This window comes from Tissierella simiarum (assembly GCF_018917865.1).
GTDB classification, from domain to species: domain Bacteria; phylum Bacillota; class Clostridia; order Tissierellales; family Tissierellaceae; genus Tissierella_C; species Tissierella_C simiarum.
The window spans coordinates 67,211-87,719 of the sequence record NZ_JAHLPM010000015.1 but is presented as its reverse complement, the minus strand read 5'-3'; the positions used below and the strand labels follow the sequence as shown (position 1 = coordinate 87,719).

Genomic DNA, 20,509 nt, shown 5'->3' with positions numbered 1-20,509 from the left:
CATTACTATAAATATGCTATCTAATAATAAAATATGTCGTTATAGTATAAAATTTAGTTTTAAGATTAAAAAAAGACCAAGAAATTAATCCTGGTCTTTAATAAGAGGTTAAAATGATTTGTTGTTATCGCCTTTTACTTACTACTGAATCTTTCTTACACCCTAATAGGTCTTTCTCCTGCTTTAAGTAATCTTTTAAATACACAACCTTACCTTATATTAGTGTATCCAATTCTTTTTTAGATATTAATATTTTTAGTATAAAATTTAATATATTATTTTCCTTCCTTTAATCTATGCAACACTATTGCCAATTCTTCTCTAGTAATAGAATCCTTAGGTCTATTTCCATCTAATAGTCCTTTGTCTTTAGCCCATTCCCATTCCTTCTTAGCCCAACTAGAAGGTTCATGATTAACATTAGACTTTTCTCCTGCTTTCAATTTATTCAACTCCCTCTCTGCAGAGATAACAAATCCTCTCCAACCTTCCCAATTATTATTAGACATTATTCTAGGACAAATCTTTCCACTCCAATCATAATGTCTTTTTAGCTTGTCTACTCCCCAACCTCTCTCATATAACATCTTAGCTACTAATTCCACAGCATTTTGTATTGTTTTAGCCCTATCTCCACTTTCACATATCTCTATGCCTATGCTTGTGTTATTGCCTTTTTTATCTCCTGCATGATAAGCTATCTCATTAAGCGGTATAGCTTCTATTGCTTCTTTTTCATCTACTACTATATGCCAACTAGCTATACGATCATTAGAAGGATTAGTAAGCCAATTTCTTTCATTTAATGCTGTTGACTTTTCATTAGCTGTAGAATGTATAGTTATAAATTCTGGTGTTATTTTAGTCCCTGGTCTAATTTTACCTATAGGGATATGATTTATTTTATAATTCATCATTCTTTCACCTCATTATTATCATCTTTAAGCTTATTTAGTGTTTTAACTATAAACTCTGGCAGTGGTATACCTAATAAAGCTATATTCTCTGTTATACTAATCCCTTCATTGGCTATGTAGAAATAACAAGCCATAGTCCTGAAAAGATTATTGTTATTACTAACTGCTATATCCAATTGATTAGCTATTATAACTACAAAAAATATAGCAGCTTTTCTAAGAAGTCCATTAAATCCAACTGAACTAGATAATTTTTTGCTAATGAATCCATTCATTATCCCAGTTAAGTAATCCATTATTATAAATATAGCTAATATTTTCAATGAAGTATTCCATCCTCCAATTAAGTAAGTTAATCCTGTACCTATAGTTGCTATAATCCCATTAAAAACTGTTTTATGGTTCATCTTATTCCTCCTAAAATTTAGTAAAGAAGGGCATAAAAAATACCCTTCTTAGGGTTATATCATTTTCTCTACTTCTTCTTTTAAATTATATAAACTAGGTACATCATCCTTACTTATGGTACCTTCATTAATTTTTCTTATATAAAACTTTACTAAGTAGCTATTTTCTGTAAAGGTCATATTAATTACCTCCTTGTAATTGAGCTATGATAGTTGTTAATTCCATTATAGTTCCTTCTAGCTCTTCTATTTTAGTAGTCTTTTGTTCTAGTTCTCGTATTTTCTCTTGTAATTCTGCTTCAATACTAGGTTCAAATCTTTCTTGGGACCAACCTGTTTGACTATCGTATTTTCTCCATAGTAGGGTCTCGTTGTAATCATTAATCTTTATAAACCCATCAAGGTCTTTAGGTAATTCTCTTGCCCTTGTTAATACCTCTACACATATATTGTTTTCATTTAATTTTGCATAGTAATGCATTGTATCTCCTCCTCTTTTAAGTTAATTTATATATTAATAAAAATCTCACTTATATTTAGCCAGTATTGCATTTGACACCAATAAATACTCCCATCACTCATATCATGATGATATGAGTTGTCGCTTCGTATTGATTTTGCTTCTATTTTAAAAACATCATCAAGCTTAAGTTCAATAGGATAATCAAAATAGGCATATCCTCCAGTGAAATCATCAAAAGTCTGAGTTTCAATTAAAGAGTTATTTTTGTATAGCCTAAAAGACATTGAGCCGCCGGCAGGTTTGTAGCCTTGTACTTTTAAGCGTACCCTACCAAGTGTGCCCATGGTTTTAAAGTTGCATATTGTTTCATAAGAAGTACCAACCTTATCTACAATAGTGCGTATTGAAAAGTAAGGATCATCGTAAGCGCCTGGCACAAAAAGACTATATCCACCTACATAATTTCCCACAACCCCACCAATGTTAATTCCTTTCTTGATATTGTTTGGATCTAAATTAGGAAACTGTGCTTTTACTTTACCACTACCATTATGATAACCTGCTGGTATTGCTATCTGTCCTCCTTGAGTTGTTATAGTATTATCTATTGCACCTCTATTAGGCATAGTACCTGTTAACTTCTTCCCTTTCACATAGGCAGTTTTACCACTTAATATATCTCCTGCTACTGCTGTGGCATCTCCTGTTTTATCTGTTTCTATGGCACTTATATTATCAGCCATCTTTTGAAATGTATCGCTTGGATTAGTAGGTACACCTTTGCCAGTAATAGCTCCAGCGATTAATGTTTTACCATCACTGGCTGATTGAAAAGCCTGTTCTGCTTTTGTTATAGCTTCTTCTATTCCATTTTCAATATTGTTCATATTAGCCGCTATAATAGGGGTACCTTGTTCTATTATTTTACCCTCTGATGGAACTAGGGTTATCGTCCCATCGGCATTATCAACTTTTGTAAATGTTCTAGGTCTTTCTACTTCTCTATTTTTCCATACTGTTTTTATATAAGCCATTTTTTATATTGCCTCCTCTCCTACATTAATCATTCCACAGTATTTATAACTGTCTAAGTTTCCTCTATAATGCTTATAAAGTAGCTCTAAGTTTCTTTCTAACCTATTAGCATCTTCATAACTAAAAGAATCATCATATTGCCAATCTAGCTTACTTTCTTGCCATCCAGATGGTTTATATCTTGTAGCTAGAATATCTATATTTTTTTCTATTCTATTTAAACTTTCAGCGAATTCTATAGTATCAATACTTCTTTCAATATAAGTTTCTATGTCCACTTTTTCATCAAATAATGTTAATAGTTCTGATATATAAATTACATTATTTTCTACTCTATTTAGATCCCAGAAATTATAATAATCTTTATATGTCCAGTCGGTTTTAGGATCAGTCCATCCTGGTGAAGCATAAGTTGTAAGTTCATAATGTGTCTGAGTCCCTGCTGCATTATAAGCTGTTATCTCTAATTTATATATTCCATCTGGTGTTTTATCTACTACAGCAGACCAAATTCTAGGAGCTGATAACTTCCAAGGTACTTCCTTTCCGTTTACTTTTCCATAAACGTACACTATGTTTGGCTGTAATTCTACAGATAACTGTCTGTTCATTATCCACTCACCGTCACTGATATTACCATTGTTGCTCCCGAATCCACTGGATTAGGTGTAATTGAAACATTTGTAACTTGAGGTACTGAAGTATCTAGGGTTCCATTAATAGTGGATATTGTTTCTCTTCCGGCAGCATCTTTAGAGGTAACTATGATAGTATTTGAACCTTCTTTTAATGTTATAGATTTACTAAATGATCCATTTGATACTGTAATAGGTCCTTGGTCTGCTCCATTTAATTTAATTGTTACAGTTACAGGACTTGAGGTAACATCATTTGTTGTACCTTGAACAACTAAACTAGCTTTATTGGTTATAAAATTATCACTAGGATTAGTTATATTTAATACTGGTGGAACTGTATCTACTGTATAGGTTCTAGAAGCTTGTGTGGCTACATTGCCATCAAAGTCCGATACATTAATTGTTACTGTATGAGATCCATCTGATAGAGCTGATTGAGGTGTGTAAGTACAATCATATCCATTAGTTACTTTAGTACATACCATACCAGGAGATCCATTCCCTATAGCAGTACCACCATCAATTTTTAAAGATAATGAAGATATATTTACACCCGAACCATTAACTTCATCCTTAAGCTGAAATACAATAGGCTGTTTACTGTTTATTATATAAGCATTTGCCCCTGGAGAAGTTATATTTATAGTAGGTTTGATTCTTTCTTTTACAACTAATTTCAAGCTACTTCCTATTCCTGAAGTGGTATCATTTACAGTTGTTTTAGTTCCTGCTGTATTTGTAGCTTCTACAGTAACAGGATAATAGCGACCATCTAAATTATAAGAAGTTATATTTGGAGCAGTTATTGTTTTTTCATATTTTTTAACTGAACTATTATAAGTTAACACATGCCAAGTACCGTCTATCTGAACTCTTACTTGCTGTATTGCCATCTTTATATCACCCCTTCCAATTCCTGTCCCGTTATAAACATTCCACAGTATATAACAGTCTGCTCTATTAGGAATTCCTCTTCGCTTACACTAATTGATATTAAAAATGTATTATTTTGATTTACCGGATTGGGATTTATAGTTGCTGTATTTATTACTGGTTTTAGAATAGTTGTGCTTCCCATTAAATCCCTCCCTTTGTTTCCGTCTTACCGTTTAGGTACCCTTGATAATTGAATTCCTGTTTGATTATCCTGGATAGTTTCTTAGCATTAAAAGAATCCTCTACTAAAACTATATCTCCACATTCTAATGCAGGGTTTTGTCTCCAATTAATATTATAAATAGCTCTTAAGTTGTATTCTTCTATTATCCATTCTGCTACTTCTTGAGCATGTTTTACTGTATTTATAAGAGGATTGTCAATTTTAAATGATACCCCTTCCTTAATTCCTTCATTGTAGAAAGTTACTTCCTGCTTTTCTTCTTCATTTATAACCATGACTATTGAATAAACTAACTTGTCTAGTTTAATTTGAGGTTCTTTGTATACATTATCAAAGGTTATGTTTTTCATGTCATAACCTTCATCAGTTGCTACATATATCATTCCAGCAAACATATCAGGACCAGTAAAATAGATATACTGGGTATCTCTTTCATCTAATATTTTAAATTGTTTAATCTGTAATACCCCTTGCCTATCTTGGTATATTGCAGCCTTCCCAGCTATCCCTATATATTGAAGTGCTTTTCTGCTATTTAATTTCTTCTCAAAGCTTAATGTATTAATATTTTTTAATTCTTCATCTATATAGTAGTTTTTAACCTCTGCTTTAACCAATACATCCTCCGCTAAGTCATATAAATTGGTATCTGTAATACTTACATATTCTTTCTGATCTAATAATTCAAATATGTCCCTTGCTGTAAAAGTAGTAGTCATTGCTCCTTCGTCACTCTGCCAGTCGGTAAGATAAAACTTACCCATAGGTACATATTCAAATTCATCTTCTCTTATTTCTACTCCTATAGCTGCAGTAACTTCTTGTCTTTCTTTTAGGAAACGATAAAACCCTTCCGGATTTAATATATTAAACTCTTTACTGCTGTTATCTATAGTAAATTTAATTTCGTTGCTAGGAATAGTATCAGAAATTATATTCATCTGCTCTATTATATTGAGTTTAATAAGCTTATCATCTTCATAATTTTTAACAACTCCAAAGTCTACTTCTGTAATTCTAACCCGTCTAAAAGGTTTAGCCCATTTCTTTATAATAATTTTTATTTTTCCATAGTTATCTAGACCTCTTATAAGTACATATAGATGGTAATTGTTATTTGTAACTACTTCTTTGTGTATTAAGGTGCCATCTAGCCCGTAAACTTCAATGTCAAAATCACTAGCATATTCATTGGCCATAGTGTCAAAGGTTATGGTTAATCCCATAGAATTATGCTCTTCTGTAAAATTGAATTCTAGCACTTGATAAGGATTAAATATACCTTCTTCATTGCATATATCTCCACTCCACCAACCTAACTCACTATCCCCCTCATGAGGTTTAGGGGGAATATGAAAACTACCATCAAGCTTGAAGTAATCTCGCTCAAAGGTAGCGTATCTGTGTGACATATTTCTTTTTTTGTTGGTTAGCTGGTGCTTCCTGCTTATAGGAGCTTCACTTGTTACTGTAGAAGTATTATCATTGTAGGCTTCATTATCTAGGATTTCAAAGAATACTTTAGCAGTAGTTTTTCTAGTAGGTGCATAAACAGATTCTTTAAATTTTTGACTTACTTTAATCATATTTACACCTACCTTTCAATGATGTTCATTCTTACATCTTTCCAATACAATATTTTTCCATCTTTATACTGCATACCTCTTGCTGATAAAGTCCCTGCATAAAACTCTTTAGTAACTCTTTCATTTTCTAAATCAATAAAGCTTACATTAAAAGAGTTTTTCTTTTTGACTCTTGATAATTTTTTAGTCTCCTCTGGGGTTAGCATTGCCCATTTTAGATTTAATTTGTATTTAAAGGCTACCTGTTCTTTTAACATGTAAGCATTCGCATTTCTATCCGCTTTACTTATTTCTTCATCATCTATATCATAATCAGTAGGTGTAGGCATATCTACACCTTCAATTATTAACATACCTACACCTCCTAAATTGGTTGTATTATTGGATCTCCAATCCTTCCCTTTTCACTATCTAAATATGGAATTACAACTCTTGCGAATGTAGCTCCATCTATGTTGAATTCTACTGTTGTATCACCTTGACTTTGACTACTTCCTGCCATCTGCATTGATTGTAAAACAGCACTACCTACAGCACTAGCCATTGCATCTGTATTAGGTTGTATTCCTTGTTGAATACTTCCAGCAGTCATACTTACTGCTGCGGATACCTCATATATATTATCCTCTATACCGTCAGCCAACATGCCCATCAGATTAGGCATCCATTGATCTGCTTCACTACCAGGACCTTTCTTTGATGGAGAGTGAAATCCTAAGAAATCAGCTACAGTATCAGCAACACTTTTAACTGCATCTTTTACCTTTCCTATCATTGCCTTTATTCCGTCTATAAAGTTTTGAATTAGGTTTCTTCCCCAATCCTTAGCACTTCCTATTACGTCATGTATCTTTTTATCAGCTATCTTGAATGGATTCATTATTGCATCTACTAACTTATCTTTCATATTAGAGATACCTTGCTTAATCTCATTCCATTTATCCAAGATATACTTTTTAATAGCTGTCCATTTTTCTTCCAAGGAAGTTTTTGCTTGAATAATAGGATCTAATATAACTTTCTTTATGTTATTCCATATGGTTTGTGCAGTATTTTTTATAGGAGTCCATATCTTTTCTATAAGGAAAGTTTTTATTGCGTTCCATATTTCAGAAGTTTTCTCTTTTATTGAATTCCAAATGTTGCTTATAAACTCGCTGATAGCAGTCCATATTTCTGTTACACTTTCACTTAAACCATTCCATAACTCTACTAGAAATTCTTTAAGGCTATTCCATGCCTCAGTTGTTACTTCTGTAATGGTTTCCCATAGATTAACAAAGAATTCTACAATGGATTCTACTAAATTACTCACAATTTCAATGACCCACTCAAATAGATTATTGAACCAGTCTATAATAGCATTTACCATATCAGGGACTATACTATGTCCAACAAGAACATCCCAAAGCCAATGAAAGAACCCTACTACACCTTCTACAAATTTTTTTACTGCATTTTTAATATCATCCATGGTAACTCCAAAAAGTTTAAGTCCAGCTATTATTCCACCTATTGCTAATGTGACTAATCCTATTGGTGAAGTAATAAAAGCCATCACTGCCCCAAATCCAGTGGAAACAGCTGTTGCAATGCCCATAACTACGTTATATATTAGTATTGCACCTTTAACAATTCCAAAAGCTATAGCCATGTCTTTTAAGACTGTGATTATTGTATCTAGCACAGGCTTACCATCACCCAATAACCAGTCAATCAATTCGGTAAACTTGTCCAGTAACTTTCCTACCCATTCCATTAAATCAGCAATAACTGGAGCCATAAGATCTGCGAACCATTCTATAAATGGAAGTACAAATTCAGTATAGATGTATCCAGCCAATTCAAATATTTTAGCTCCAAGTTTTAAAAATCCTTCAAATAAATGTTGTCCACCATGATCCCATACCCAAACTAATTTTTCACCCAAGAAAACCAAAGTTTCTAAAGTTGCTCTTAATATATTTAGAAAGGTTTGAGCTACTACATTTCCTACTTCACCCCATACATTATTTAGTGATATCCCTATTCTTTCTACTACATCCAATATAGACTGTATTATGTCATGTATAGCTTGCATTATTGCAGTGCCTGTACCTGCATTGGTCCAGGCTAAAGTAAATGAGTTTGCTATATTTCCTATAAGTTTAAATATGTTTTGTAATATCCTTAGTATTGTATACATTATTTGTTGCCCTGTTCCATTATTCCAAACAGTTCTCCAGCTAATACCTATTTGCTCTATTAAACCTAGAATATTCAATATAGCATTAGCTATTGTTTGCATTAATTGAGTTCCTAAATTATTTTCTTCCCACGCTAATCTAGTAGCTTTAGCTATATCCCCTATCAATCCAAATATATTTTGTAGTATTCTAAGCGTAGTCTCTAATATTGCTTGCCCAGTGCCACCAGTCCATACTTCTAGCCAGCTATTACCTATAGCCTTAATTAATTCTTTTATCTCAGCTAGTGCATATTTCATTGCGTTGATTGTATTCTGTCCTTCGTTTTCCCAGGCCAACACAAAAGGTTCGAATACACTTGCCATTATCTCTTTAAACTTATCAATACCGCCAATATCTATAGCGGCCAAGTCAGGCATAGTCATTTCAAAATCTCCTGCTCCACCACCAGAATCATCATCCTTATCCTTTGAATCAAGTGGGTTTATCTCGTCGAATGCCATTAAAGCTCCTTGAGCATCTTTACCTGCTTTTTTAGCTGCCTTTCCATATCCGGCCATAGCTTTTTTAGTGCTGTCCAAGTTTTTAGCTGCATTGTAACTCTGTTGATATGTTTTTCCAAATAGAGCTGATATTGCAGCAGCTATATAAGTTGTTGCTGTTGCTACTCCTCTCGTTAGAGCATTAAGAGCAGGAAGAATAAATGAATAAATAGGTTGAAATGCTACCATTAAATTAGTTTTAATTATATTTAGTGAATGTACGAATTGTTGATTAGTTTTTAATGCAGCACTCGTATAGTTTATTATTCCACGTATGCCTTTAAGAATTAAATTATAGACAAATATTCTTTTTAAGATAGATTTAAAGGATCTATTTATCATGGCGGCAAAACCAGTTGCTTTAGTTCCGGTTCTCTTCATCTCGTCACCGAATAATTTAGTCTTTAGAGAAGCTTTGTCTATGTCTTTACCTGCTTTATTACTTTTCTTTCCTAAATTACGTATTCTTTTACCCGTATTTTCAGCTTCTTCTCCTGTATTTTTTATTTCATCTGCTAGTTTTTTATTTTTAGCCATTAAAGGATTTAATTTAGCTGTTAATTTATCTATCTCAGCTGTAAGTTTTTGAAACCCAGCATCAGTTTTAAGTATTTTCTCTAAACTTTCATCTTTACTCATACCAGAAAAAGCCGGCATATCTTTATAATTGTTAATTATAGCGTCTCTTTGTGCATCTAAACTTGCTAATTCTTCTTGTATTTTTCTTATTTCTACCTGCGTTTTTTCATATTGAGCATTCATTTTTTCTACACTTTTAGATATTTTTTCACTAGAACCTGCTCCCATCTGAGCAAAGTTCTTAAAACTATTGCTAATTCTACCTATTGAATCTTTAATAAAATTATTAGTTTGGTCTACCATTCCACTAAACATATTTTTAAAACTATTATTAAAAATCTTACCTAATTTATTCATTTCTATGTTTAGTGATTTCTGATTTATTTCTACATCCAGTTGTATTTTTCCTACACTTGTGCTATCTGCCATCATTTCACCACCTTTCAGGCATAAGAAAAGCACCTACTTGTTAGTAGATGCTCTCTTATTTTTATTTAATTAATGTTAACAAAGTATCATTTAGTAATTTTACTTCATCCGCATTGCAAGTCAAATCAAGATCGACACTTTTCGTTAGCGAGGTTATTCTAAAAACAGATGATGTTAATCCATTTCGCTTAAAATCAAAAGTTCTTATTTCTTTAATTGGGATCTGTTCAAGTTTCTCGTCAAAAAGAACTCTAAAATAAATTAATACTCTTTTATCTGTAATTGCTAATATGACTGGAGTTTTATCTTTTATACTAAATCCACTTTCTTTTAACTCTCCTGAGTTATCTATTTTAACATTGCCATTTCTTATATAAAGTACTGTCTCATCTTCTGATAGATAATTTTCTATTCGTTCATAGTTCTTTTTAAACCCAAAAGTATTAAACAGTCGGTTTATTTCTTTGTTTTTTTCTAAAGCTGTCTTGATGTCTGCTCTCACAAACCCACCCCCGTATCATATATTATTAACCTAATAATACCAAATACAATACGGGGATTCAATCCTTTATTTGCCAAATGCTTTTTTACACGCTTCTTGAAATTCTTTTATTTGCCTTTCTACTTGCTTTTTATCCATTTGAACTATCTTACTTGTATTTCTACTTCTCCATTCGTTTCTAACTCTATGTTGCTCAGGGGTAAAATGTTTTAATGTATCCTTATCATTTTCACTCCTAATAGATATAATCTGTCCCAGCGGAGTTTTAGGCATTATTCCACCTAGAAGAGTTATAAATTCACCCCAGGACATCTCAGTTTCTTCCCTTAGCCTAATATTATACTGAATAGCAAAGGAAGTTTCTATAAACCCCCAATCTTCGTATAAATCAAACCATATCTCTCTGCTTTGTCCGCTGCTATATATCTGCCGATTGACGAAATCGTTTCTCCGCTACTTCGTACTCCTCACCAGTTATTGCTGCCATAATTGCTATCATGATTGATTGATAGTTAGATATAGATAAATTCATTTCATTTATTTCTTTAGCTGCTTTTTCACCTAATAACATTTCTATCATCTCATCTATGAACTCTACATCTTCTATATCAGCACTCCTCATTTTCTGATTCATCATTAATATGGTATTCTTTCTATCATCTATTTCATATACTTTATCTTCTGCTAGTTTTAACTTCGGTCTTTCATTTGTAAGTTTACCTGATAAGTCTATTATTTTACTCATTATCCTTCATCTCCTTTGTTTGTTTTACTTCTTCAATTAAAGTACCATGAGAGGTAGAGTTTATTTCCTCATACCTCTTCTTAGGTACCTCAAATATCTCTCCAACTTCTCTTATTTTATTTTCTTTTAAGTCATTGAATTTATTTAATACCTTTACTTTCATTTAAATACCTCCTAAGGTACTGCTGGTACATAGGTTGGTTTGCCATCACTTTGTAATTCTAACTCTAGTCCAGATACACCAGTACTGTCTCCACCAAAAGGTGTAGTAACATTCACTATACAATCAAATTCAAGCTTATCTCCATCAGGAAATACTATTGCTGCCTTAGAAGAACATTCTAGTCCACTTTTCCAAGCTAAGGCCGCTACATAATCATTGCCAGGATCACCTACATGCCTTTTACCATTCAATGCAATAGAGAATCCCTTTCCAGTCATTAGTCTTCTAATCCATCCCTCCGTATCCATTGGTGTCCACTCTTCTACATTTCCATCAATGGATGGGGAGAAAGTTTCCATATCTTTTATAACTTTCATATCTTCTTCGGCACTTGTCCTACCTTTAGTACCAATCTTAAAACCAATATTAAAAACAGGATATACTCCTAAATTAGCCATACTTTCACTACCTTTCTATTATTATTTCTAAATCGATTACATATTCATAAATTCCAGAACTATCTACACCAAGGTAAACTGGTTCCGAATCTCTCATTTTAAACTGTATTACTCTTTTACCTGCTATAACTCCACTTTGTCCTAATAAAGAGTTATATACTTCTTGAGCTTTCAATTCACTTTCTTTAATGTTTTTATTCCAATGTATTAATATCCTAATGCCTTTGCTTGTATAAGAGCTGTTCTGTACTCCACCTATGGCCATTGGATTGGTATAGGCTTTTCCATTGTAAATAACTATAGACTTTTCTTTTGTATCTCTAAGTCCACCAGTAAACCATGTGGGACAATCAACCCTTTCTTTTAACCAATCCTTAAAATCACTTGCAGTTATCATTCAATCACCCCACTAGAATTTTGTTTAAGAAATTCACCAAAAGCTACAGTCAGCCAAGCCTTTTTATCTCCATGAATAAACGGATCTAACCATCTACCTTGAGCATTTGGATTCTTATCCTGTCTAAAATCATACTCTGGATGATAATATAACCTTCTAGCATAAGGTGTATTATAACTAATATAGCCTTTACCTTCCTCTACTCCCACTACCGCTGATTCTTCTAGGTCACCAATCTCTTTAGGGACTACTTGCATGTTATTAATTTCTGTTTTCATAGCTTCCATAATTAAAGGTAATGACTTCTCCATACCCTCTTGTATCTTCTTAATATTTGATTGATTGAGTTTAATATTTGCTTTAACTTTCATATTACATCAAGTCCAATTCTGTAGAATATATTGAGCCATCAGGGTTACGAATCTTTCTATAGTTATATATCTGTCTACTCTCAATCTTATTTCCTTCATCATCAACTAGAGTTATATAGCCTTTAATTGGCTTGTTAGGATATATATCTCCTTTGAATATACAGGAACCTGATAGTGTTACTAATTGTCTTTCTGCATTCATTACAGTTTTACTTTTTTCATTAAAGTTACATTTACCATCAAAGATCAATTCATTAGTAACTCCATCTTCACCAGGTAATTCAACGTAAACCTTAATAGGCGTAACCAATAGCCAATCAGGAAATGGAAGTTTCATAGCTATAACCTCCTAACTGTAAGCCCTGTTTGACTTAGATAATCTAAAGTTTTCTTATCTGCTATAACTCCACCAGCGCCTTGATTGTCCTTACTAAATGATAGACTTATACCACCAGCACTATATCCATCAATAGGAATATTAAGGTACTCTCCATAGTTACTAATAAAATCAGCTTGATAGCATACTGCTTTTTTAATCATTTCTTGTTGGTACTCTGTGAGGTTACTAAATCCTTTGCGTCTTATTCTTCCATATGTTAATCTATCTACCTGATCTGATGATTCTTCCAAAAGTTTAGTAGCTGTATCTTCATCTAAATTACCTTTGTACTCATTTTTATAGTATTCATAATCTACATAAGCCAAATAACTCACCCCTTTAAAACTTTAGGAGAGAGCTATTTGCCCTCTCCCTTTTTAGCTTTCTTATCAGTTTCTTCAACCTTCTTTACTTCTTCTAATTCTTTTTCTAATTCCTTAACTTTTGCTTTTAATTCAGCAATTTCCTTTGATTCTTCTGTTTCTACTTCCTCAAATACTAATTTATTATCTTTTAGTTCTGCTATTTTATAACCTAAGTCAATATATTTCTGCTTTTCATCTTCTGATATTTTATATTGTCTATTAGCTTTAACTGCATACATAAATTATCCCTCCTATTCTTGTGCATTAATAGCAATGGCATCCTTCTTAGCCTTTATAACAAATAAGTCTTGGAAGGATCTATTCTGATATAAATATCCATATGCTGACTCAGGAGTTTCACCCTTCATCCACAAATAAATATCCCTTACTTTTATAGGGGCTAATATTCCAGATGTATGGCATAAAATCATATTTATTTGTTTAGCACCTGCTGCTGGAACCCATCCTTCTGTAAAATCATAGGCCGTTTTCATCCTATCTGATGGTACAGTATCTATAGTAACTTCATCTAAGGATCTAACATTTCTATTAATTCCCTTAGCACCACCTGTAACATCTAAGGTCCTTTGGATTCCCTCTGCATTCTTAAGCATAGTGTAAACGGTGGGAGTCACTTTTAAAATTCTTCCAGACTGAGGTACTCCTGCCTCATCCATATCTTCCATCATCTTATCGAATATGGATAGAATATTACCTTCTGTTAATACAGTAGTGTTTACAGTCCCGCCATGCGCCACAAACTCTGAATAAAGCTTAGAGTATCTATAAGCATCAGTTTCTGGTATAGCTTGATCTTCGTTAAATACCGATGTTATATTAGCAGCAGATAAAACTTGATTAGTCTCATCCACATCCATTTCATCTACATAAAACTCAATATCTCTATCATGAGTTAAGGTAAGTGCTTGATAGGTATTTCCTACCTTCCCCCTATTCTTCGAACCATCTCTAGCATGGTCCTTATATCCTGTTAATTCCACAGTAGGTATTCTGATTGTTTGTGCATCAATAAATCTATATCTATTGTTTGTTGCTATATTTGCAGATGTCAATTCTCTTGCAAATTGTTGTTCTATTTGTCTTTCAAATCTTTCAGCATAATTAATAGCTGGCATTACACATCTCTCCTTTAATTATATTATTTCTCTGTATTTCCAAAAGCGGCGGCTATTGCATCTTCCATTGCCCCTGGATCATTAGGTGGTGGATTTCCTATCTTTTGGAATCCAGGAGTAGGATTATTTGGATCTGTAGTTTCTCCTTTGAATAAGAAAGATTTATTTTCTTGTAATGATTGTATCTGTTCATCCAATCCCACTATATTCCCGTCATTACCTATAATTACTTTCTCTTTATCCACCAATCCAGCCACTAAATCCACATCATGCACCTTACCGTTTAATGCTAAATTGATAGCGTTAGTAAGTTGTAAATCTTTTAATTGTTTCTGGTACTCTTCATCTTTAGTCCTATTATCTTCTTGTAAAGTTTCAATTTGTTTCTTTAATTCTTCATTGTCTCCTACTGACTTTTTAAGGGTTTCAAGTTGCGTATCTCTTTCTTTAATATCAACTTCTAATTGTTTTTTAGTGTCATTTACAGTGTTGAAATCCGCCTTAGATACAAAGTTTTCCCCTATTCCTTTAGCAATAGCTTTTTCTAATTCTGTTGCATTAGGTAAATCTTTTAATAATTCCTTTAACCACTCCATTTGTATTCTCCTTTCAATCCCTTTCCTTTTATTCTAGCCAGTCCTAGTTTTGGGATATGGCTTTTATTCCCTGCCATTAGGGTAATATTAAACAGTTTAACGTCTTATTTAGGACAATAAAAAAAGACCTTAATTGGTCTTATCTCTTTTATTAATCAATGTTAATCCTATTAATGTTAAACATATAATTAGTGTTACCTGTGTAGCTGTAGCCAATTAAATCCCTCCTAATATATTTTTTCTCTCCTATAAGCCCGTCTTAGTTGTGGATTCTCTTTTAAATAATTCCTCATTTCCTCTTGAAGCTTCCTAAGTTTATCCTTCTCAACCTTTAGATTATCTTTGTCTACAGTTCCTTCTACTACTCTTTTTTGCTTTCTTATCGCCCTTTCCAATGCCCTTTGTCTTTGTTCTCTTTTATAATTTTCCTCTACCTTTTCCATGTTAGGAACTTTGGGAAGTGTAGTTATGTTAGGAAAATAAGTACTTAGGTTATGCCTGCAATTCGGATGTAAGAACTCCGCTTCCATTGCTTCGCTAAGTAATGGATATGGTCCATCTTCCTTTTTACCACTGCCATACACATCATCAATAATTATCTTTCCTTGCCATGGTATGCAGTATTCGCAGGCTGTAGCATGAGCCGATACTACAACTAAATGTAATCCAATCTCTTGCCTTTTCTTACCCTCTGCCATAAGATATGCCCTATGGTTTGCAGTCCTTAATGCCATTTCTGCATAGGAGACTATATTAACTTTTTTACCATCTTTGTAAGTAATAGCGTCTATTCCTTTATTAAGAAAATCCTCTGTTGCCATATCTATAGCTTTATCTAAACTTACAGCTCCTTGATTGTAATGCACCTGGGCCTTAAATACAGTTTGCCTGTATATATCATCCATTCTTCTTAAGACTGCTGAATTAGCCTTTTTAAAGTCATTCTCTACTGTTTCTATTAAAGCATCAAACTTTCTATCATTAGATCTAAAGAATACATCATCAATAGGTGTTGGAGCTTCTTCCCAAACTCTTATATTTTCTAAAGCTTCCTCTATCATATCCTGCATAGTTTCAGATTCTATAGGTTTCTTTATTGGATCTAAATCTCCTGGTAATTTGACAAATACATCATTTACATATTCATTTTTAATCTCTTTTATAAATTCATTAACATTATCTTGGGATTTTTTATAGGTTTCTGTCAATGTATTATGAATTATTTCCTCTATAGGTCTAGCATATTCCCCTATAATTTTTATATTTTCTTTTCTAAATCTTTCTAAGTCTCTTAATTTAACAGATTGCCATTGTTCAAATTTAAATCCTTGCTTTACTTCTTCCTCTTGATGCCTAGATAGATTTCTTTTCATAGAAGCTATTAGATCTAATTCCATCTGCTGATATATTTCTCGTATATTATAGGCCTTATCTTTGTCCTTATTCCTCGTCATTTTCTATCACTTCTTCTTCATCTTCTTCCATGCCATCAATATTAGTAGCAGGTTCATCCACTACAGAATCACCTAGTTTTATTCTCTTAACTTCAAGGGTTTTTTCTTCATCAGTCCAGGTATCTCCATATAGTTCTTCTATACACTGCTCTAAACTCATTATTCCATAGGACTTGGCTTTTCCTACTACCTCTACAGTAGAATCAAAGTCAGGACTTGCATATTCTCCAAAGGATACGGTTATATTTTCTTGATATTCTCCAGGAGATTTCCCTTTCATGGTGTCATGTACTTTCAAAGTTGTATCTATTAATAGAGGAATTACTTCATTCAACACATCAATTATCTTTCCTCTAGTATAGAGTGTGGTTTTTTCCTTTTCCCTTTGGGCCTCTGCATTATCTGTTTTCTTTAAATCAATTCCTAATGTGCTAGGCGAGATTATCCCCTGTAAACACATATCTAGGGTATTGGCATAACTTTCTACAAATGCAGTATAGTTTATATCTGCTTGTTTTTGTTCTATTTGCTCCTTAGATTCCTCCTTCAAGGAACTTCCCACCCCTATAAATTGGTTATCAAAAGGGTTCGGTCGCATTAGTGCTCCTGTATCTGGATTCTTAGGGATAAGATCCTCAGGTATATAAGTTTTCACTCTACCAGCACGAATTGCATCTATCCATTGAGATATTACTTCATCCAATGCATCAAAGTTATCTGATTTTCTTTCAAATATGGAATTCCCTCTATTCTCAAACTTAGGCGACTTGAAGAATTTCATAGGTACGGCCATAATAAAATCACCAGTAAAAGTAATCTTACTTAAATGAGCTATTTCTGGTACCTTGGATAAGGGTACTTCTTTATCATGCTTATCATACAGCTTATAGTCTATATAGCCTTTACCGTATATTTCTTCTAATCTATAGGTTTCTTTGTCATGTGTATAATACGCATAGAATACTATCTCCTGGAGCCTTCCTCTTTTATATCTATAGTCGACATCTGAACCACTGAAGAATTCTATTATAGGATATTCAGTTATCTCTGTATCTACGCTTAATTTAAAAGCTCCATCACCACATATTAGAGTATCTTTAATAGCTCCACCTAATATTTTATCACTAAATTTATTGTCTAATGCTATCTCATCCCATAGTTCCTGTTCAGTTAACTCAATATTATCTAAGTCGGCTATCACAATATCAGCCAACTTATCTACTATTTCACCAGGTAAACCACTATGGAATTTTCTTATACTTGAATCGGCACTTGGTACTGCTGCCCAAAATCTAGACTTGCCTACATCATCAGTTGCAGTCTGCTTAAAAAATTGGTCTAGTTCAGAGGGATCACCTCTATACCATATTCTATTTCTTAATACTGTCCCTGCATGAGATAAAGGCTCTTTAATTGATATTGAATTATCTGTTGCAGGTTGTATGTTAAGTAATTTCATTGCCATGTTCTTTATCACCTCTTTCAATCCCATAATTTAACCTCCTATACTGTATTTTTATATAGCTAATACTAGAAAACATTTCCATACTTTCCTATAATATAAGTACAGGCTCTGCCAAGCCAAGTACATTAGAAAGGAGAATTTATTATGCTATATACTGTTCTTGATAATTTCATAGAAACTGGTACTTACGAAGGTACTCCAGGTTCTGACCAACGTGGAGACTTTATTCTTTTTCCTATCGAGCTTCAGGGTATTATAACAGCTGGCGTGCTTCTGAAAACCCCAGACACTACTATTCAGATTAAAGAAGACGACTATGAAAAAGAAAATGGTATAATTTCTAAACTAAAAGTTTACTATTAACTATCATCTGAGTATCCCAATGTTTAGGGATACTCAGATTCTTTTAGAATTTTTTATAGCTTCTTCTTTCCTACTAAAAATTTTCTTTCCTATATCCCTCCAAAAGAAGAGCCTCCTTCTATAAAACTTCTGGCCATCTTCTCCTATGATTGGTTTGCTTCTTAGTTCCAGAATTAACCCATTATTTACTGTGCGTATTCCTGTATCTTCCCACCAACTCAATCCCTCTTTATGATCATTAAGGTAATATCCTTTCCGCAATTTTCTTATCCTCCTATTCCTATCTTTGTTCTAAATGGTATCCAACCATATTGTGAAGCATTAATTGTATGGTCATTTTTATCCTCAGGCTCGTACTTATCTTCCTTCCAACTATAAGCTTCTAATTCTCCTATATGGTTAACACAATGATCTAATACTATATAATCGGCTTCAGTCTTAATATCATTTACATTTAACCATCCTAGCTGTAAATGAATTCTGTCTATTCTTTCTACTTTCTTGTAGGCATTAAGGAAATTATAAATGCTACCATTCTGCCTTTTATATTTCTTAAGTTCTGTAATGGTTGCTTGGTCTGCATTATCAATAAATACATCTCTAGCAAATCCCCATTTCTTTCTATTCCTCTCTAGAAAAGCTATAAGTCTTGGAGGAATATCACTTGGTGCTAAAGGTACTTCTAAACTAGCATTGTTGTAAACCTCTTCATCCAGGATTATCAATTGTCCTTTATCAGTGATTCCTTGATATATAAATGAAATCGTATCAGGGCTTTCCTGTGAATATGCTGTATCCACTCCACATGAGAAATGTACAAACTTTAGAGGGTCCTTCTTATCAGCCATTCTCTTTTTAAGCCAATCAATGGACCTTACATTATTCTTCCTGCTAAAGTTAGGGAATATTAACCCTGTTGCTCTACCTCTTAATCCTTGAATCTTGTTTTTGTGTAGTTTAGTGCCTTTAGGTACATTCAATATTATTTGTTCTTTCTTTTCATCTGTTAATGCGGCATTATCCTCAAATGAGAAAAACCAGTAAGTCCAATTAGGCTTAGCTGGTTCATTTAACATGCTTAATAATTCATTTGGCACTGTATGTTTCCACTTTTTTGTCGGTCTACTGCAGTTAATGTATTCTTTGTAAACAGGCAATGAAGGATCGTCGGGATTAAGTGTAGCCATCATGTAATCACATCTCATAGATGATTCTCTTACAAAATCCATGTCTGCAGTATTGATTTCGTCAATATAAAGACATCCATACTGGCCTCCTAGAGCCTTTTGCCATCTCTTTTTATTATCATAACCCATGATATATATTGTCTTATCTCCTTGGGCTGTACGATAGAGAATATGAGGTAATGGCTCATCCTTATTCCCCGAACTATTAAAAGTAACTAATGGTCCAAAGATATCTAAGATTCCATAGTCTTTTGTAATTATATTTTTAGTTATTGTTCCAAGATCTAGTCCTGCAAGTACATGTTGTTTCTTAGGTGAATCTGCTACTTTTAGCATCCACTTTACAACACCTATTGTAGTCTTTCCAGCAAATGTAGTTCCTTCAAGAAACTCTACCGGAGCATTATAAGACATAAAATCTAGATATTTTTCTGATAGTGGGACTAGTTCCTTTTTTTCTTTAGCTTCCGTCATTTCTTTTTACCTGATTTAGTATTGAATTAAGTTTTTCAAGACCTGCATCTACAGAACCACTATGAGTAACTTCTTGTTTATCTCTCCACTGTTCTGGTTTTCTATTCTTCAGCCAAAATATTTGTGCTGTAGTGTCTGGTACTACCTGCTTTGTCACTATCTTGGTCGTAACCATTTCAGATATTGGAAATCCATGTAAATCAGTCATAGGATCGCCTTTCACATCTTTTTTAATCATTCTTTCTTTGGTTACTTCTTCATATCCATAACCTAAAGCACGTTTTAATAAAGCATTTTCTACTTCTCTATCTATTACATCTTTGCCTCTTTTTAGGGCCTCCGAAAACTCCGAATACTTCTTTTTCCATTCATATAATGTACTAGGACTAATCCCCATGTTTTTAGCTATTTGCTCATCTGTAAGTCCATCTCTTGCCCATCCTTCTATAACTATTAATTTATCTTTCCATTCTGACTCATATTTGCTAAGTCTACCACCTTTTTTCTTCTTCATATCACCACCTACCTTAAAAATATGTATGGAAAAAGCAC

The 20,509-nt window shown here is 33.1% G+C and carries 29 protein-coding genes; 1 reads left to right on the top strand and 28 read right to left on the bottom strand.

What is annotated here, in order from left to right; genetic code table 11:
- Positions 1–275: 275 nt before the first annotated feature.
- The 25 genes from KQI42_RS15965 to KQI42_RS15850 form a co-directional block, all read right to left on the bottom strand.
- Positions 276–917 (bottom strand): peptidoglycan recognition protein family protein, encoded by a 642-nt coding sequence (locus KQI42_RS15965; RefSeq protein ID WP_216521218.1) that lies wholly within the window; start codon positions 915–917, stop codon positions 276–278.
- Positions 914–1,324, bottom strand: coding sequence for a phage holin family protein (locus KQI42_RS15960; protein ID WP_216521217.1), 411 nt, complete (start codon positions 1,322–1,324; stop codon positions 914–916). Before KQI42_RS15960 ends, KQI42_RS15965 begins: the two co-directional genes overlap by 4 nt.
- Before the next feature lie 54 nt (positions 1,325–1,378).
- Positions 1,379–1,504 (bottom strand): hypothetical protein, encoded by a 126-nt coding sequence (locus tag KQI42_RS21475; RefSeq protein ID WP_281420481.1) that lies wholly within the window; start codon positions 1,502–1,504, stop codon positions 1,379–1,381.
- A 1-nt stretch (position 1,505) separates the two neighbouring features.
- Positions 1,506–1,805, bottom strand: coding sequence for a hypothetical protein (locus KQI42_RS15955; protein ID WP_216521216.1), 300 nt, complete (start codon positions 1,803–1,805; stop codon positions 1,506–1,508).
- 26 nt (positions 1,806–1,831) lie between these two features.
- Positions 1,832–2,821 (bottom strand): hypothetical protein, encoded by a 990-nt coding sequence (locus KQI42_RS15950; protein WP_216521215.1) that lies wholly within the window; start codon positions 2,819–2,821, stop codon positions 1,832–1,834.
- Positions 2,822–2,824: 3 nt separating this feature from the next.
- Positions 2,825–3,433, bottom strand: coding sequence for a hypothetical protein (locus KQI42_RS15945; RefSeq protein WP_216521214.1), 609 nt, complete (start codon positions 3,431–3,433; stop codon positions 2,825–2,827).
- Positions 3,433–4,353, bottom strand: a complete 921-nt coding sequence (locus tag KQI42_RS15940) for an Ig-like domain-containing protein (RefSeq protein WP_216521213.1) — start codon at positions 4,351–4,353, stop codon at positions 3,433–3,435. Before KQI42_RS15940 ends, KQI42_RS15945 begins: the two co-directional genes overlap by 1 nt.
- Positions 4,354–4,355: 2 nt before the next feature.
- Positions 4,356–4,538 (bottom strand): hypothetical protein, encoded by a 183-nt coding sequence (locus tag KQI42_RS15935; RefSeq protein ID WP_216521212.1) that lies wholly within the window; start codon positions 4,536–4,538, stop codon positions 4,356–4,358.
- Positions 4,538–6,166 carry a hypothetical protein gene (locus tag KQI42_RS15930; RefSeq protein ID WP_216521211.1) on the bottom strand — a complete coding sequence of 543 codons (1,629 nt, stop codon included), beginning with the start codon at positions 6,164–6,166 and terminating at the stop codon, positions 4,538–4,540. The genes KQI42_RS15935 and KQI42_RS15930 overlap by 1 nt, the downstream gene beginning before the upstream one ends.
- A gap of 8 nt (positions 6,167–6,174) precedes the next feature.
- The gene (locus KQI42_RS15925; RefSeq protein ID WP_216521210.1) at positions 6,175–6,519 is read right to left on the bottom strand and encodes a hypothetical protein; all 345 of its coding nucleotides are present in this window, start codon (positions 6,517–6,519) and stop codon (positions 6,175–6,177) included.
- Between the two features lie 11 nt (positions 6,520–6,530).
- The gene (locus KQI42_RS15920; protein ID WP_216521209.1) at positions 6,531–9,902 is read right to left on the bottom strand and encodes a phage tail protein; all 3,372 of its coding nucleotides are present in this window, start codon (positions 9,900–9,902) and stop codon (positions 6,531–6,533) included.
- Between the two features lie 61 nt (positions 9,903–9,963).
- Positions 9,964–10,404: a PH domain-containing protein gene (locus tag KQI42_RS15915; RefSeq protein WP_216521208.1), complete on the bottom strand. Its 441-nt coding sequence runs from the start codon at positions 10,402–10,404 to the stop codon at positions 9,964–9,966.
- Positions 10,405–10,470: 66 nt separating this feature from the next.
- On the bottom strand, positions 10,471–10,803 hold the full coding sequence (locus KQI42_RS15910; protein WP_216521222.1) for a Gp15 family bacteriophage protein: 333 nt from the start codon (positions 10,801–10,803) through the stop codon (positions 10,471–10,473).
- 19 nt (positions 10,804–10,822) lie between these two features.
- On the bottom strand, positions 10,823–11,149 hold the full coding sequence (locus KQI42_RS15905; RefSeq protein ID WP_216521207.1) for a hypothetical protein: 327 nt from the start codon (positions 11,147–11,149) through the stop codon (positions 10,823–10,825).
- A complete protein-coding gene (locus KQI42_RS15900; protein WP_216521206.1) occupies positions 11,142–11,312 on the bottom strand; it encodes a hypothetical protein in 171 nt (56 codons plus the stop codon). The genes KQI42_RS15905 and KQI42_RS15900 overlap by 8 nt, the downstream gene beginning before the upstream one ends.
- An 11-nt stretch (positions 11,313–11,323) precedes the next feature.
- Positions 11,324–11,770 carry a phage tail tube protein gene (locus KQI42_RS15895; RefSeq protein ID WP_216521205.1) on the bottom strand — a complete coding sequence of 149 codons (447 nt, stop codon included), beginning with the start codon at positions 11,768–11,770 and terminating at the stop codon, positions 11,324–11,326.
- Between the two features lie 7 nt (positions 11,771–11,777).
- The gene (locus KQI42_RS15890) at positions 11,778–12,167 is read right to left on the bottom strand and encodes a minor capsid protein (RefSeq protein ID WP_216521204.1); all 390 of its coding nucleotides are present in this window, start codon (positions 12,165–12,167) and stop codon (positions 11,778–11,780) included.
- A complete protein-coding gene (locus tag KQI42_RS15885) occupies positions 12,164–12,538 on the bottom strand; it encodes a minor capsid protein (RefSeq protein ID WP_216521203.1) in 375 nt (124 codons plus the stop codon). The genes KQI42_RS15890 and KQI42_RS15885 overlap by 4 nt, the downstream gene beginning before the upstream one ends.
- Position 12,539: 1 nt before the next feature.
- Positions 12,540–12,875 carry a hypothetical protein gene (locus KQI42_RS15880; RefSeq protein WP_216521202.1) on the bottom strand — a complete coding sequence of 112 codons (336 nt, stop codon included), beginning with the start codon at positions 12,873–12,875 and terminating at the stop codon, positions 12,540–12,542.
- A gap of 2 nt (positions 12,876–12,877) precedes the next feature.
- Positions 12,878–13,243 carry a head-tail connector protein gene (locus KQI42_RS15875; RefSeq protein ID WP_216521201.1) on the bottom strand — a complete coding sequence of 122 codons (366 nt, stop codon included), beginning with the start codon at positions 13,241–13,243 and terminating at the stop codon, positions 12,878–12,880.
- Between the two features lie 32 nt (positions 13,244–13,275).
- Positions 13,276–13,521, bottom strand: a complete 246-nt coding sequence (locus tag KQI42_RS15870) for a hypothetical protein (RefSeq protein ID WP_216521200.1) — start codon at positions 13,519–13,521, stop codon at positions 13,276–13,278.
- Between the two features lie 12 nt (positions 13,522–13,533).
- Positions 13,534–14,418: a hypothetical protein gene (locus KQI42_RS15865; RefSeq protein ID WP_216521199.1), complete on the bottom strand. Its 885-nt coding sequence runs from the start codon at positions 14,416–14,418 to the stop codon at positions 13,534–13,536.
- Positions 14,419–14,441: 23 nt separating this feature from the next.
- Positions 14,442–15,014, bottom strand: a complete 573-nt coding sequence (locus KQI42_RS15860; protein ID WP_216521198.1) for a phage scaffolding protein — start codon at positions 15,012–15,014, stop codon at positions 14,442–14,444.
- Positions 15,015–15,241: 227 nt separating this feature from the next.
- Complete coding sequence (locus KQI42_RS15855; RefSeq protein ID WP_216521197.1) at positions 15,242–16,468, bottom strand: phage minor capsid protein; 1,227 nt, start codon at positions 16,466–16,468, stop codon at positions 15,242–15,244.
- Positions 16,455–17,960: a hypothetical protein gene (locus KQI42_RS15850; protein WP_216521196.1), complete on the bottom strand. Its 1,506-nt coding sequence runs from the start codon at positions 17,958–17,960 to the stop codon at positions 16,455–16,457. Before KQI42_RS15850 ends, KQI42_RS15855 begins: the two co-directional genes overlap by 14 nt.
- 117 nt (positions 17,961–18,077) lie before the next feature.
- Here KQI42_RS15850 and KQI42_RS15845 point away from each other — a divergent pair, with 117 nt between their 5' ends.
- A complete protein-coding gene (locus tag KQI42_RS15845; protein WP_216521195.1) occupies positions 18,078–18,296 on the top strand; it encodes a hypothetical protein in 219 nt (72 codons plus the stop codon).
- 33 nt (positions 18,297–18,329) lie between these two features.
- On the opposite strand, the gene KQI42_RS15840 is transcribed toward KQI42_RS15845, so the two are convergent.
- From KQI42_RS15840 to KQI42_RS15830, 3 genes are read right to left on the bottom strand one after another with little or no spacing between them, the layout of a single operon-like run.
- Positions 18,330–18,557, bottom strand: coding sequence for a hypothetical protein (locus KQI42_RS15840; RefSeq protein WP_216521194.1), 228 nt, complete (start codon positions 18,555–18,557; stop codon positions 18,330–18,332).
- Positions 18,558–18,562: 5 nt separating this feature from the next.
- The gene (locus KQI42_RS15835; protein WP_216521193.1) at positions 18,563–19,957 is read right to left on the bottom strand and encodes a hypothetical protein; all 1,395 of its coding nucleotides are present in this window, start codon (positions 19,955–19,957) and stop codon (positions 18,563–18,565) included.
- Positions 19,944–20,471, bottom strand: coding sequence for a transposase (locus KQI42_RS15830; protein ID WP_216521192.1), 528 nt, complete (start codon positions 20,469–20,471; stop codon positions 19,944–19,946). The genes KQI42_RS15835 and KQI42_RS15830 overlap by 14 nt, the downstream gene beginning before the upstream one ends.
- Between the last annotated feature and the right edge of the window lie 38 nt (positions 20,472–20,509).